Source organism: Pseudomonas sp. B40(2017) (genome assembly GCF_002112855.1).
Taxonomy (GTDB): Bacteria; Pseudomonadota; Gammaproteobacteria; order Pseudomonadales; family Pseudomonadaceae; genus Aquipseudomonas; species Aquipseudomonas pharyngis.
Genome location: NZ_NEIT01000009.1, coordinates 98,201 through 112,132 on the forward strand (window position 1 = coordinate 98,201; position 13,932 = coordinate 112,132).

Below are 13,932 nucleotides of genomic sequence, written 5' to 3' on the forward strand. Positions count from 1 at the left end.
ATCCTTGCCTGCATCCCGCGATCAAGGAGTCCGTCATGTCCTCGCCTGAATCCACCCTCCTCCAGAGCTGGCAGCACAACGCCCGGGCCTGGACCGAAGCCGTGCGCAGCGGCGCCATCGAGAGTCGCCGGCAGGTGACCGATCAGGCCATGCTGCTGGCGGTGATGGGGCGCCAGCCCGAACGGGTTCTCGATCTGGGATGCGGTGAGGGCTGGCTGTTGCGGGCGCTGGCCGAGCGCGGGGTCGACGCGTTAGGCGTGGACGGTGATCCGACGCTGATCGAGGCCGCGCGCGAGGCAGGATCATCGCCCGCGCAGGTCGCCAGCTACGAAGATTTGGTTGAGGCGAAGGTCGACATTGGCCGCGATTACGACCTGATCTGCGCCAATTTTTCCCTGCTGCATCAGGACATCATTCCGCTGCTCGCGGCGATGAATGCCCTGCTTGTGCCCGGCGGTGCGCTGGTGATCCAGACGCTGCATCCGTGGTCCGTAGCCGCCGGTGATTATCAGGATGGCTGGCGGGAGGAAACCTTCGACGGGTTCAAAGGCCAGTGGCAGCCGATGCCATGGTATTTCCGCACCCTGTCCAGTTGGCTCAATGCGCTGGACATGGCCGGTCTTCAGTTGACCGGCCTGCGCGAACCGCAGCATCCGCAAAGCCCGGTGCCGCAATCGTTGCTGATGATTGCCGAGCGTCGCGGCTAAAAAGCTACAGCCTCGGTTTGAGCAGGATCGCGGTGTAATGCCGCAAAAACAGCGCGAACCCCGCGCACCAGAGCACCACTGACAGCCCCAGCCCCAGACTGGAAAACGGCACCAGCAACACCCGGCAACCCGCCGCGATCAGCACCAGCGCAAAGCCCAGCACCATGCCTTTCGATGGCTGCAACAACCGGCCGGTATGCCCAAGGCTGACCCGCGCAATCATCGCCAGAATCAACCCGCCCACCCCGCCGACCGCCAATGCATGGGTCGCCAGGCTTTGCTGGCCGATCAAGCCGAGATGCCACAGCGCCATGGCCCAGGTTGCCAGCGCCATCCAGGCGTAAGCCAGATACAGCGACCACAGCAGCGGCACCCGCCACATCCCGCGATCATGCCAGCGGATCAGCCGCATCAACTGCAAACTGCCGGTCAGCACAAACAAGCCTGCCAGCCACAGCCGGGGTGAATCATTGAGGCCTGCCGCAAAAGTGACTGCGGTCAGCAGGCTGCCGATCAACAGCAAGCGGGTTGGCAGTGGGTTGGCGGCCGGCGCCGGTGGACGGTTCAAGCCGCGCTGGATGAAGAACGGAATCACCCGCCCACCGATCACGGTCATCAGCGCTGCCACCAGCCACAAAGCGCCCAGAACACCCTGGCGTTGCAGCCCGGCGTCGTCGTTGTACAGGCCAATCAAAGTCAGCGCCTGACAACCCGCCATCAACCCGAGCACCAACACAATCGGATAGTTGTCGCGCTTGCGGGCGGCGACCAGATCCCGTCCCAGCATCACCGCCAGCAGCGGCAGAAAACCCCATTGCAGCGCCAGAATCAGCCCGGTCGGCAACGGCAGCCACCAGGCCACACGCCCGAGTAGCCAGACCGACACCAGAGCGATCAACGCCCCGCCGCGCACGCCGGGAGTGCCGGTCCAGTTGGGCACCGCCGTCAGCAGAAACCCGGCAACGATCGCCGATGCGAATCCGAACGGCATCTCATGCCGATGCCATGCAAGCATGCCGCCCGCCGGTTGCAGATCGAACCAATTGCCGTAAAGCCACAGGCCCCAGATCAGGATCGCCAGCGCGGCGAATCCGGACCCGGCCAGAAACAGCGGCCGAAAGCCCAGGCTGAACAGCGGTGTATCGGCGAGTCTGCGCATTTTCAAGCCACCACGGCGGCGTGATGCTGACCCAGCCGATATTGCGACAGGAGGCGCATCACGTAGCCGATTTTGATCAGCGTCGGGCCGATGATGGTCATCGCATGCATCGCCACCAGCAACGCAATCGGCATGTGGCCCTGGTACAGATAAGCGCCGTAGATTCCGGCCAGCAACATGACCAGACCGGCTGCGAGCACTTTGCTCGACAGGTGCAGAACGTTCAGCGGATTCTCGAAGAAAGTGAACATGTTTCGTACTCCTGAGCGGATCAGTTTGTACGATTGATATATCAACTCTTGTGCCAGATTTTTTATCGTTAAAAATCAGCTAGATAATCCATAAGAAGTCAATATGACTCGACCAGGAAAGAGTCATATTGACTTCTATGTTTGTCATAACGACAACAATCGCCTTCAGGGTTGCTTTGCGTAAGCCCCTCTGAAATCAGAAAACTCGCCGGCCCCCTCCACTTGCACCGCTCCGTCGAGCAGCCGCAATCGATAGAGTGGCTCGGCGATCTGATCCTGACCAATCACCAGATTGCCCGCCTGCAACGGCCACTGCCGGTTCTCCTGACGGGGTGGCTTGCCCGGTTGCGTCACGGCCATCTGGATCAACGCCTGCTCACCCGCGCCCTTCTCGGTGGCCGGCACGATTTTGATCGTCAGCCACGCCGATCGCTCGTCCGGCGCCATCATCACGTAACGTCCTTCACGCTGATCGCCCGTGGGCGTCTGAAACTTTTGCGGTGCAACCCGGAATGCCGTCGGCCGTGCTTCGAAGATCAGAGACTTGTCGCCGTCGTGCCATGTTCCGCCCTGAAAGCCGTGCTCATCAGGCTCACCTGCCACGTACCAGTCGCCGGTGACACGGCCCTGGGCGTCCAGCTCATGCAGCAATACAGCTCCGTCATCGTAGGTCTCGCCCACCAGCCGGATCGGTTGGCCATTGCCCGTTTTCGTATAACGAACCTCGCCAATGTAGACGCCACCCAGCATCTGCCACCACAGCTCGAATGCGATCTTGCCGTCAAGCTTGCCCCGCAGCATCACCGGCGCTTCACCCACGGGCCCCTCAAGGCGACGCTGTTCCAGCCATCTGCCATCCTTCAACTCCCGCTGCGTGACGTCGGTATAACCCGCCGGCATCAGCGGGCTGCCTTCGGACGGCCGCTGCGTCACCTCGATGGTTTCGGTCACCTTGACCGGCGAATTGTTCTGCACCTGCCAGGTACGGCTCTGGCGCCAGCAGCAACCGCTTTTCGCGTGAGTGACCACGCGATGAGCGGCGGAATCGACTTCGAACAACCCCAGATACGGTTCGCGAGTCAGCTCCGACAATGCCTTGTTCGGCACCAGTACCGGGCTCGACGGATCGAACAGATAGATGTCGTAGGACGCCGCGCCGTAGCCACCGTCGTTACCGTTACGGAGCGCCAGATCCTGGTGTCCATCGAAATTGAAGTCGCCAAACACCACCAGACGTTGCTCGTCGCATCGCAAGGCCTTGACTGAATCGTTGAGCGGAACCAGGTCGACGGCATCGGCCGTGTCGATTCGTTGCAACACTTCGCCACTGGACTTGTCGCGCAGGATGACTTGTGCCGCCACTGGTTCGAAGTTCTGCGTCGGTGGATGCTCGATGGTCACATCGACGCTGTACCTGTTTGCCGGATCCGAGAGCTGACAGCTCAACGGTTCGGCACTGGCCGACGCGGCGGCAAACAGGCAGAAAAAAATCCATGTACGAGAGGCAACCATGATGCAGAGCGTCCTTGCGGCAAAATCGGGGCGGCAAGTCTAACGACAAACGTTTTGGGGCGCACTTGTCGATCTATGGCGCCTACGACCCGCTTCGGACTGACTACGCTATTAATCCAGCGTGTCCAACCTGCCGAGGATGACTGCCATGCAACGCTTTCAAAAGCTGACGCCTTGCCTGTGGTTCGACGATCAGGCGGAAGCGGCGGCGAAGTTCTACTGCTCGATCTTCGATCATTCGAAAATCACCGCCCTCAGCCACTACAGCAAGGTCGGCCAGGAATTTCACGGCCGCCCTGAGGGCTCGGTGATGACCGTCAGTTTCGAACTCGACGGCCAGACCTTCACCGGGCTCAATGGCGGGCCGGTGTTCAAGTTCAACGAGGCGATCTCGTTTCAGGTCAATTGCCAGAACCAGGAGGAAGTCGACCATTTCTGGGGCAACCTCAGCGCCGGCGGGCCGGTGCAAGCGCAGCAATGCGGCTGGCTCAAGGACAAGTTCGGCGTGTCGTGGCAGATCGTGCCGGTGGCGTTCATGCACATGATGACCGACCCCGACCAGACCAAAGTCCAACGGGCAATGCAGGCCATGTTCGGGATGAAAAAACTCGACATCGCCGAACTCGAGCGAGCCTTCGTCGGCCAGAGCTAATACACTCGGGCCCTGGCCTGCCGAGAACCCCAACAATGAAACACGCTGCCGCCAAGAACCCCGAACAAGCCCCGCGCTTCTGGCGCGACGATGCCCTGCCCTTCATTGAAGCGCGGGCCATCGCCGATGGCCGCGAGGTCTGCTATTCCCGTCATTCCCACGCGCACTTTTCCATCGGCGCGATCACCGCCGGGCGCAGCACCTATGTGCATGAGCAATCCTCGTTCGAAGTGGCGGCCGGCACCGTGGTGCTGATGAATCCGGGGGACGTGCACGCGTGTAACCCGATCGATGACCAGCCGTGGTCGTATTTGATGTTGTATGTGGAAACGCCGTGGCTGACGGATCTGCAGCATCAGCTGGGGTTCAGTGCGGAACTTGAGTTTCGGCGGTTTTCCGATACCCATTTGAATGACACCCACCTGTATCGCGACTTGAATGGGTTGTACGGCGTGTTGGTCGACGAGCAGCAAGACGTGCTGCGTAAACAGAGTGCCGCGGTGGAGTTTTTCAGCGACCTGCAACTGCGCCTGAACCCGATTGAACCTCCGTTGCGCGAACCGAACTTCAAACTCGAACGCGCCGCCGACTTTATCCGCCAGCACTGCACCGTGCTGCTCAGCCTCGACGATATTTGCGCGGCTGCCGAACTGTCACCGTCGTACCTGATCCGTGCTTTCAAACAGCACTTCGGCATGACGCCCCATGCGTTTTTGGTCAACCAGCGCATCCAGTTCGCCCGCGAGCGTCTGCGGCGCGGGCAGTTGATTGCGGATGTGGCGCTAGAGGCGGGGTTTGCCGATCAGGCGCATTTTCAGCGGGCGTTCAAGCAGCATTTGGCGGCTACGCCGGGGCAGTATCGGGGTTAACGCAAAAACGGCCCGCATGGCCATTTATCGGATCGTTCCCACGCGGACGGTTCGACGCTCGACGCGCAAACGCTGCGAAACCAAGGGAGATGGCAGCTGTACGCGGGTTTGCAGACCGGCAAACATAGAACCCGCCCCCAAGGCGCACAAGCCGGCGGATTCTGGCGATCGCTTAATAATGGCGCGCGGTGTCGCGGCTTGCCGGAAGCATTCTTAAATACCTTTAAACCGCCCCCTGCAACCCCGGTGTTGCGCCACAGCCGATTGCTCCCCCCACCGTTTTTCAGGCCACTTCAAGTATGTATTTAAAGCGACCAACTGACTTTATCCAATCACGCTCATAAATCTACATACCCGGAAAGATATACATATTTATCGCTAACAGCGCTCCAGACCTTTAAAAACAGCCTCTCCCCTCGTTCCCGCCACCATAAAGAAACACCTTGAACATTAATCCACGCAAACTTCTCCCTTAACTACTTATTCTAAAAACTCGCCACTTCATAAACACGACACTCAACAAGCGACGAATAATTCTATTTATTTCGCCGTTAGAGAATGGATTCCAAATCATGAAGCCAACAGACAACTACGCTTACGACTCCACTAACACACTTCAGAAAAAGACAGTAAGCCGGATAATTACAAACTTTATCGACGACAAATACGCTATTGAACGTCTCGCCTGGGCCTGGAACGAAATTCTTGTCCCCTGCGTGGAAGACAGCGCGCTTGACCAAACTCATCGCAGCGGAAAACTTTCGTTATCCATACTTCTGCGCCACGACGATTTTCTGTTTGTCCGCGCTCGACGCAGCATTCCGGACAACGCAATTTTTCTTCTGGATGAGAATGGGCGACTCTATTTCAGTTACCGAAACCTGGTCTCCGGTAACGACCGGCCCGCTACCACGTTTGTTTCTCCAAAAGAAATCACCATTGATGTCACAGGTCTGGGGGACTTCGATGGCAACCTCAAACTTCTGGCCAAGGTCGCGGCAGCAAGCGGTGGCTGGATCCTTACGGGAGATGAAGTTACCGTCGGTCAATGGTTGCGTTACAACGGATTGCAAGTCCCGGATAACGAACAGGACACTCGCAACTTGCTTGATCTGTTGAATTTTTCGACATTACCCGCCCCTCCGAAACATGGAAACTACTGGACATTACTGGACGCTCCCGAGGACTCGCCATACCAGCTTGAAGGAGACAACCGGGCAATCATTCTTGATCTGATACAGAGTGACACTCTGAATGTTGGAACCCTCGTAAATAGCCTGGGCGAACACTTGCTGATTGACAGCACGCCGGGCAATGGCGCGACAACAAGCAGCAACTATCGCCTGCAACAATTACTCGAAAATGCAGCTTCCCGGCATGGCCAGCGGTACCTTTCCAGGCTCGGTTGGGATACTGAAGAGACCGTAACAAAACAGTCGACTGAACTCTCAGAGCAACTGATGGTTGCCGCGATACTGTTCGACCTCGACCCGACGCTCGATAGCACCAATACCCACTTCGCCGGTTTCGATCTGTATTCCAAACGTTACTTCAAACAGCATCCGACCCAGGTTCGAACGGAACTGGAAGCGCATCTGATCAAGAACCTGCACGTCGCTCCTGCGCTCGCCCCCCTGGTATCGCAAATGATCCTGGCGGGCATGGCGCCGGAATATCTTTTTACCGACTGGCCGTCCAGCCTGCAGATGGGAACTCCGGCCTGGGTGATCGCTACGCAAGCTGTGCATCTGGTGGAAACTCTGACACCCGGTGTCAGCCGCCAATTGACCTATCAGCATCTGATGGGATTCAGCCAGTCGACGAAATCACTCGCGCCACTGGCGGCTTTGCAGGCCGAAGGCTCGGTGGATCCGGTGGTGACCTGGGCCTGGATGAACGAACTTATCAAGCGGGATGCGCAAGGCAACGTCAGCGCAAAAGAGATCGAGCACGCCATACGCGAATACGATCAGTACGTCGACATGATGCTGGAAGCTGCCGAACGATTTTCCAGGCCATTGCCCGACCGTAGACAACTGGCTCTGCAAGAATTGAGGTCACAGGAACGAAATTGCGACCCCAATGAACTGCTGGTGAAACATCGCGGCAGTGGCGGTGGTGCCGGCAGGAAAGTATCGGTGCTGGATCTTTACATGGGAGATGAGCTTCACACTCAAGATTGGGACCGAATCAAAGGCACCAGTATCTACAAATCGTTTCCGTCCCTGCCCTTTCTGTTTCCCGTCGCCGAACTTTATGAAACAGAAACATCCCGCAGCTTCAATGCCATTGTCGAAGGCCTGAGACGCAACGCCCAGATCGCCATTTCCAATGTGTTTCTACAGGATTCGGAATTTTTCAAACAAGCTGCAATTGGCGTTTACTGCGTTCAGAAAATCAACTACATACCCGCAAGAACCAACGGACGCGGTGGTGTCAGACCTGCCACCTACACCCCTGGCGAAATTGGGCGTTACGGCGTCATTTTGTGCGCACATCACAACCACACCATCAAATGCTTTGAGTTGTTTCCATTGCGCATGGAGTGTCGCTACAACCCGGATTTGACAAGTTTCTTTTCACCGCTGGTTTCCGGCGGTTTCTTCAATCTCGACAGCCGATTCGCCGATCAACGAGAAATGACAAAAGTTCCTGTCGATCTGAAGGCCTACTTAACGAACGTAGCCCCCTCGGTCGGCCTTAAAAGGAGAATCAACGTACGCAAGATCGGTGTGCTTGCTGCTGCCAGTGTCTACACCGATGACTACGACCCGATTCCCTCTTTCAGCTCTGAACGCATTGTGGCGCTTGCGCGCCTGATCGCCGAAAAGAACCCTTACATCACCGAAAGCGAAATTCACCAACTGGGTCTCAATCAAACCGTACGGGAAAAGGCGATTGAAAGGACCGATGCCATCTTCAACGTGATTCTCAACCTGATCATTCCCTTCAAGGGCTGCGTGGAAGGACTGAGCTCAGGGGATCCAAAAAAACAGAATGGTGCAATTTTCGACTGCATTGTCGATGCCGCCGTACTGGCGATGACCGTTTTCACTGCGCCTGTGGCGATCGCTGCCGCCGCCAGCAAAGCTGCGGCCATCGCCGGCAAACTGCTGTCCGCTTCGCGGGTTCTGGCAAAGACGGCCCTCAGCCTGTTCAATCCGTTATCGGGTTTGCCGCAACTGCTCAAGGCGGGTGGCAAACTGATCGGACGAGGGCTGACGAAACTGAGCGGCCATACGTTCTCACTGGCACATCAAGCCAAGCAGCAACTCAGGTTTCTGACCGGTGCCAACAGCTACGACCTGATCAAAGCCATTGAGCACACCGGCTCGGCTACCCAACTTCGAACGTCGCTGGATACCGTCGCTCACGCTCGAGCACTGTTCAAAAATGATCTCATAGAGGATGCGCATCAGGTTCTGCAGAAACTGCATGCAAACGACGCAAAACGATTGAGCAAGATTCCCGAGTCGGAGCTCGCGCACCTATTGGAAAAGACATTGGGCGACATTGCGCGCCAGTCCGACGCGGCCCAGTCGTTGAAGAAAGTGCTGGATCCACAAGTGGTCGAAAGTCTGATCAGGCAACAGGCGAAAAAATATACGCTGGCTAATCTCCACCAGTTCAGCAATCACAAGACACTGCCCGAGTTGTTCGAAACGACGTTGACCATTGAATACAAAAACCTGCAGTTCATGCACAACCACCAGCGCACACTGCTGACCACGGATTTGGGCAAGGCGCCATTCGACAGCCTACTGGATGAACTGAAGTTCAATCCCGCTGGACTGACCGATAACACAGATCGCGCCGCGGCCTGGATTGTTCACGCATCCAGTTCTCGTAACGACGTCGATCGTGTGAAGGACCTTCTGCTCGAATTCAGCCGTAACAACAAGCCACTGAACGATCCGGCGGTATACGCCGAGCTGCACAAACGCATTGCTCCCAAGGATGCCGGCGGCTTGCGCAGTCCAACGGGGGAGGCACGCTATCCTTCCAATGTTTCAGGCGCAGCGTTGCTGGAACAACACGCCAAGGCTCTGGATCCTGCGGGTGAACATTTTTCCAGGCAGATGCTGGGAGCGATGCTCGGTTATCACAGCTTTGTCGATGGCAACGGGCGCACGGCGCGAGCGGTGTATGCGATTGCGGAGCTGCGCAAAAATCGCTTTCATCCTTTAGGTAAAGCGGCTGAAGACGCCCTGAGCGGACTGAACTGATTCAACCTGCAAATACCCGTGGGAGTGATTCCCACGGGGCTTGAGGCGCCAGCAGGTAAATCGCACTCACCGCCAGCAGCGATGCCATCACCCGGTTGAACAGGCGCATCCCCGCCGGATTCCCTAGATAACCGCGCAAGAAAGTCCCGGCATATGCCCAACACCCCACCGACAGATAACAGATCACCAGATACACCGCCGCAAACTGCCACACCAGACGTGCCTCGCCATCGGCGACAAACGCGCCCATCCCCGCCACGCAGGCCAGCCAGGCCTTGGGGTTGAGCCATTGCATCACTGCGCCATAGAGCATTGATGGCGCACGTTTCGATTCACCTGCACTCAACTGGCCGTCATCGGTGGCCAGTTTCCAGGCCATGAACAGCAGAAACGCCACCCCGGCCAGTTGCACCACACGGGTCAGTGTTGGCCACAGTTCCAGCACTTCATGCAATCCCAGCCCCATCAACACCAGCAGCAACACAAACCCCAGCGTCGCCCCGGCCACATGCCGTTGGCTGGCGCGAAAACCGAACTGCGCCCCCGAACTCAACGCCACGATATTCACCGGCCCCGGGGTAATGGACGCGGCCAGGGCAAACGCCGCCATCGACACAATCAGACTCATCGCACACCTGCTTCAAATCGAGGAACAAGGCACCCACGGTAGCCAACACACACCGGACGGTATTGAAGGAAATTACCCCCGCACGCGCAGACCCACTACGCTCTGGCTATGCGATCACTTTTGACCAGGAAGTCTGCCCTCGATGATTCTGATTCTGCTGCCCAGCACCGATTACGACCCGACCGAAAGCAGCGTGCCCTGGCAGGCGATGCGTAACGCGGGCATCGAAGTGCGTTTCGCCACGCCACAAGGCTTGCCCGCCCACGCCGACCCACGTTTGGTGACAATCGGTTTCGGCCCGTTGAGCCCGATGCTGATGACGCGTAAAGCCGATCTGGACAGTTACACGCAGATGATCGAGTCCGAAGCGTTCAGGCAGCCGCTGGCGTATGCCGATGTCGATACGAGCCAATTTGAGGGTCTGCTGATTCCCGGCGGCCACGCCAAAGGGATGCGCACGCTGCTCGAATCGACGCAGGCTCAGCAGATCGCCCTGCAATTTTTCAAGGCCGAAAAACCCGTGGCGGCGGTGTGTCATGGCGTGCTGTTGCTGGCCCGGACGCTCGAGCCCGATACCGGGCGGTCGGTGTTGTTCGGGCGCAAAGTGACGGCATTGCTCGCGGCAACCATGGAGTTGCCGGCGTGGCTGATGACAGCTGCGTGGCTGGGGCGCTACTACCGCACCTACAAGCAGACCGTCGAGGCGGAAGTGAAAACCGCGCTGGCCAGCAAAGCCGACTTCAAACGCGGGCCGCTGATCGCCAAGCGCGATTGTGCACAGAAACTGCAATCAGGATTTGTGGTGCGCGACGGCCAACTGCTGACGGCGCGCTGGCCCGGCGATTGCCATCGATTCGCCGCCGAGTGGGTGGCCATGTTGCAGCCACCCGAGCGCTGATCCGCGTTTCAGTCCAGACGTGGCACGGTGAAGCGGAATTCGCTGCCCTGCCCCGGCTCACTCTCGGCAACGATCTGCCCGCCATGGGCCTCGACGATGCCCTGCGTGATGTACAGACCCAGCCCAGTGCCGGTCGGATTGCCTTCCTTCACCGTCCAGTAACGGTCGAACACGTGCGGCAAGTGATCCTTGGGAATGCCTTCGCCGCTGTCGCGCACCGTGAAGACGATGTCGTCACCGACCGATTTGGCATACACGTCGACCGTGCCCAGGCGCGGAGTGAACTTGATCGCGTTGCCGACCAGATTCGACAGCACCTGAAACAACCGCTCGGGGTCGGCATGGATGCTCAGATCGGGATCGGCCTCGAACGAAATGCTGATGTCCTTGTCCAGCGCCAGCGGCGCGAGCAGCGATTGCGCCTCTTCGAACATCTGCGCGACATCGAGTTTCTGCGGCGCGATGGTGTAGCGGCCGGCGTCGATTTTCGAGGTGTCGAGCAAGTCTTCCAGCAGCGTGTTCATGCGTCCGGCGGCTTGTTGCATGGTGTCGATGGCGGTGGAGATGCGCCGCGAGGTGTGCGGCCCGTCGGAGCTGAAAGCCTTCTGCATCATGCCGCACAGCATTGAGATCACGGTCATCGGGTTGCGCAGATCGTGGGAAACCACCGCCACCAGCTCGTCGCGGGCACGCACCGCTTCCTGCTCCCGGCGCACCTGACGGGCCAGATCATTTTCCAGCGCCGAGCGACGCAAGTCGTTGGCGGCGAACAGATCGCCGTGACTCCACTTGGTGGAAATCCCGGCCATCTCGACCTTCCAGATTTCGAACGAAGTACGCGGCCGCAGACGAAGGCCGGCGTCAGAGTTTTCCAGGTCCAGCGGCTTGCGCGGATCACCACTCCAGTTGATGTTCTCTTTGACTTCGGGCCGGAACCACAGCACGCCGTTGTCCACCGGTTTGGGCAGGCTCATGGCGAGCACACCGCTGGCGACCTGCTGATAGTGCGCGGCCGGCGGATAGACGCTGGCCAGGTGATGACTGGCAAACACCGGCTCGCCACGCTCCTGCAACCATTTGTGCAGGGCGCGAATCTCTTCCGGCTCCGGGCAGTTGCCGTAACGGTGCAATTGCTTGTCTTCGATGATCGCGATGCCGCCGGCATTGGCCAGCGCCATCAGGACTTGTGGCTGGTTGGCCAAACCATCGAATACGTTCTGTGGCGAATCGATCATCGCCTGATTGAGCAACGCCAACGCTTCGACTTTTTCTTCCCGTTGACGGCTGACTTCCAGTGCTTCCATCGCGCTGATCTGCAACGACAGCACCTGGCCGATGGTCTGGCACGCGGTGCGCAATTCATGCGGTACATGCAGCGGCTGGCGATTGCCGCAACTGATCAGGCCCCAGAGCTTGTCGCCCTTGAGCAGGGAAATGCTCATCGAGGACAGCACACCCATGTTTTTCATGTACTGGCAGTGGATCGGCGACACGCTGCGCAGTGTCGCAAAGCTCAGGTCCAGCGGGGTCTGGGTGTCCGGGCGCAACTTGGGCACCAGCGGCACCGGTTGGTAGTCGGCATTCGGGATGATCCGTAGCCAGTTGGTGCGGTACAGCTCCCGGGCCTGCTCGGGGATGTCGGAGGCCGGGAAAAACAGACCGTTAAAGACTTCCATCGACGGATCGGACGCTTCGGCGATGACCTGACCGTGGCCCTCTTCTTCGAAGCGATAGATCAGCACCCGGTCGTAACCGGTCATGGCCTGGATTTCCTTGACGCTGATGTCGTACAGCGCCTGCAGGCTCTGGGCCTTTTGCAGGCGCGCGAGCATCCGCCCCAGATGGGTTTCGGTGCCGGCGACGTTGCGCGGCTGGAAGTTTTCGACGTGGATTTCCAGTTCCAGAATCAGCACATCCTGATGCCGGTGCAGCAAACCTTCGAACGCGGTGCCGTTGAGGCGAAAATGCAGCGGCGGCGCATCGGACAGGGTCGGTTGCTGCAAGGCCTGGCGAACCTGTGCGGCATGGGCATCGCCGATCAGGCTTTGCAGGGGCTGGCCGATCAGCTCTTGCGCCGGGCGTGCGAGCAGGGTCTCGACGTTGGCGCTGATCTGAATGATCGAAAGGTCCGGCTCGCTCAGGGTCAGCAGCAAACCGTGCGGCTGGATCGCGCCGGGAAAGCGGATCGGCTCGTCGGCACAGTTGGCCAGCAACTCTTCAAAGGCTTCTTTGTCTTGCGGGTTCATACCAGAACCTCCTGGCTTTCGAGCCACTGCTCGAAACAGCTGAATGTAGTGTGGGCGGCCGCCACGACGGCTTCACGCTCGTCGGCGTCCATCGGGCGACTGCCCAGGTATTCGATGAAATCGCGCCAGCGCCGGCCCGTGGCAGCGCCGTAGATGTCCAGAAACGCTGCGCCGTTGTCCGCGCCGAGATTCAACCGCGTGGCGATCTCCCGGCGCAGGATCTGTCCGCCAAGGGTTGCGCCTTCCAGCACGTACAGCACGCCAAGGCAGGCGGCGGCGGAGTCGATGGCGGGCAACTGGCGGCAGAGCGAAAACTCTCCGCCGCTTGCGCCCAGCGCCTGCAGATCGCGTTGCAGGGTCGGGGTCTTGAGGCGCGAAACCAGATCGAAATCGGCGGGGATCTCGCCGCTGTCCTGCAATGCGCTTTCCAGTGGCTGATAGAAGCCGTAATAGGCGCGCATCAGTCGCTCGAAAGCCTGCAGATCAAGGGTATCGGAGAAGAAAGGAAGGCGTTTTTCCAGAGCAATGTGCAGTTCGGCCGTGCCGGCGCGCAGATCCTGCAACACCGGTGGTACATGAACCTCGCGGGCCTTTGCTTGCATGTAGTCGCTCGTACAGTGGGCCGCCTGGGGCCATGGGGGAATGGAGAAGCATTGCGCGAAAGCTTACACGGCAATTGGCCTTTCTGACCCGCCAGATGATTTTTTTCTGGCGGATTCATCACCCTGTGATGGTTTCAGAGTTGACGGGGCGGCAGAAAGTTCGAACGGATTCGCGCCCGTCC

At 58.8% G+C, this 13,932-nt stretch carries 11 protein-coding genes; 5 read left to right on the plus strand and 6 right to left on the minus strand.

Going from position 1 to position 13,932, the window contains the following annotated elements; translation table 11 throughout:
* Positions 1 to 35 precede the first annotated feature (35 nt).
* On the plus strand, positions 36 to 707 hold the full coding sequence (locus CAF76_RS24615; protein ID WP_085648914.1) for a bifunctional 2-polyprenyl-6-hydroxyphenol methylase/3-demethylubiquinol 3-O-methyltransferase UbiG: 672 nt from the start codon (positions 36 to 38) through the stop codon (positions 705 to 707).
* A 4-nt stretch (positions 708 to 711) separates the two neighbouring features.
* Here the strand turns inward: CAF76_RS24615 and CAF76_RS24620 are convergent, their stop codons facing one another.
* The 3 genes from CAF76_RS24620 to CAF76_RS24630 form a co-directional block, all read right to left on the minus strand.
* Positions 712 to 1,866 (minus strand): NnrS family protein, encoded by a 1,155-nt coding sequence (locus CAF76_RS24620; protein ID WP_085648913.1) that lies wholly within the window; start codon positions 1,864 to 1,866, stop codon positions 712 to 714.
* 2 nt (positions 1,867 to 1,868) lie between these two features.
* Positions 1,869 to 2,117, minus strand: coding sequence for a transmembrane sensor/regulator PpyR (locus CAF76_RS24625; protein ID WP_085648912.1), 249 nt, complete (start codon positions 2,115 to 2,117; stop codon positions 1,869 to 1,871).
* A 165-nt stretch (positions 2,118 to 2,282) separates the two neighbouring features.
* The gene (locus tag CAF76_RS24630) at positions 2,283 to 3,629 is read right to left on the minus strand and encodes a hypothetical protein (RefSeq protein WP_085648911.1); all 1,347 of its coding nucleotides are present in this window, start codon (positions 3,627 to 3,629) and stop codon (positions 2,283 to 2,285) included.
* Positions 3,630 to 3,777: 148 nt separating this feature from the next.
* Here CAF76_RS24630 and CAF76_RS24635 point away from each other — a divergent pair, with 148 nt between their 5' ends.
* The 3 genes from CAF76_RS24635 (at position 3,778) to CAF76_RS24645 (ending at position 9,376) form a co-directional block, all read left to right on the plus strand.
* Positions 3,778 to 4,281, plus strand: a complete 504-nt coding sequence (locus CAF76_RS24635) for a VOC family protein (RefSeq protein WP_085648910.1) — start codon at positions 3,778 to 3,780, stop codon at positions 4,279 to 4,281.
* Positions 4,282 to 4,316: 35 nt separating this feature from the next.
* The gene (locus CAF76_RS24640) at positions 4,317 to 5,150 is read left to right on the plus strand and encodes an AraC family transcriptional regulator (protein WP_085648909.1); all 834 of its coding nucleotides are present in this window, start codon (positions 4,317 to 4,319) and stop codon (positions 5,148 to 5,150) included.
* Positions 5,151 to 5,722: 572 nt separating this feature from the next.
* Positions 5,723 to 9,376 carry a hypothetical protein gene (locus CAF76_RS24645; RefSeq protein WP_085648908.1) on the plus strand — a complete coding sequence of 1,218 codons (3,654 nt, stop codon included), beginning with the start codon at positions 5,723 to 5,725 and terminating at the stop codon, positions 9,374 to 9,376.
* A gap of 1 nt (position 9,377) precedes the next feature.
* Here the strand turns inward: CAF76_RS24645 and CAF76_RS24650 are convergent, their stop codons facing one another.
* The gene (locus CAF76_RS24650; protein WP_085648907.1) at positions 9,378 to 10,004 is read right to left on the minus strand and encodes a LysE family translocator; all 627 of its coding nucleotides are present in this window, start codon (positions 10,002 to 10,004) and stop codon (positions 9,378 to 9,380) included.
* Between the two features lie 142 nt (positions 10,005 to 10,146).
* Here CAF76_RS24650 and CAF76_RS24655 point away from each other — a divergent pair, with 142 nt between their 5' ends.
* A complete protein-coding gene (locus tag CAF76_RS24655; RefSeq protein ID WP_085648906.1) occupies positions 10,147 to 10,902 on the plus strand; it encodes a type 1 glutamine amidotransferase domain-containing protein in 756 nt (251 codons plus the stop codon).
* 8 nt (positions 10,903 to 10,910) lie between these two features.
* Here the strand turns inward: CAF76_RS24655 and CAF76_RS24660 are convergent, their stop codons facing one another.
* Both CAF76_RS24660 and CAF76_RS24665 read right to left on the minus strand, forming a co-directional pair.
* Positions 10,911 to 13,148, minus strand: coding sequence for an ATP-binding protein (locus CAF76_RS24660; protein WP_085648905.1), 2,238 nt, complete (start codon positions 13,146 to 13,148; stop codon positions 10,911 to 10,913).
* Positions 13,145 to 13,750 carry a biliverdin-producing heme oxygenase gene (locus CAF76_RS24665; protein ID WP_085613048.1) on the minus strand — a complete coding sequence of 202 codons (606 nt, stop codon included), beginning with the start codon at positions 13,748 to 13,750 and terminating at the stop codon, positions 13,145 to 13,147. Before CAF76_RS24665 ends, CAF76_RS24660 begins: the two co-directional genes overlap by 4 nt.
* Between the last annotated feature and the right edge of the window lie 182 nt (positions 13,751 to 13,932).

Coding starts and splice junctions, on each gene's coding strand:
- CAF76_RS24615 (WP_085648914.1), top strand. CDS start 36: ATGTCCTCGCCTGAATCCACCCTCCTCCAGAGCTGGCAGCACAACGCC.
- CAF76_RS24620 (WP_085648913.1), bottom strand. CDS start 1,866: ATGCGCAGACTCGCCGATACACCGCTGTTCAGCCTGGGCTTTCGGCCG.
- CAF76_RS24625 (WP_085648912.1), bottom strand. CDS start 2,117: ATGTTCACTTTCTTCGAGAATCCGCTGAACGTTCTGCACCTGTCGAGC.
- CAF76_RS24630 (WP_085648911.1), bottom strand. CDS start 3,629: ATGGTTGCCTCTCGTACATGGATTTTTTTCTGCCTGTTTGCCGCCGCG.
- CAF76_RS24635 (WP_085648910.1), top strand. CDS start 3,778: ATGCAACGCTTTCAAAAGCTGACGCCTTGCCTGTGGTTCGACGATCAG.
- CAF76_RS24640 (WP_085648909.1), top strand. CDS start 4,317: ATGAAACACGCTGCCGCCAAGAACCCCGAACAAGCCCCGCGCTTCTGG.
- CAF76_RS24645 (WP_085648908.1), top strand. CDS start 5,723: ATGAAGCCAACAGACAACTACGCTTACGACTCCACTAACACACTTCAG.
- CAF76_RS24650 (WP_085648907.1), bottom strand. CDS start 10,004: ATGAGTCTGATTGTGTCGATGGCGGCGTTTGCCCTGGCCGCGTCCATT.
- CAF76_RS24655 (WP_085648906.1), top strand. CDS start 10,147: ATGATTCTGATTCTGCTGCCCAGCACCGATTACGACCCGACCGAAAGC.
- CAF76_RS24660 (WP_085648905.1), bottom strand. CDS start 13,148: ATGAACCCGCAAGACAAAGAAGCCTTTGAAGAGTTGCTGGCCAACTGT.
- CAF76_RS24665 (WP_085613048.1), bottom strand. CDS start 13,750: ATGCAAGCAAAGGCCCGCGAGGTTCATGTACCACCGGTGTTGCAGGAT.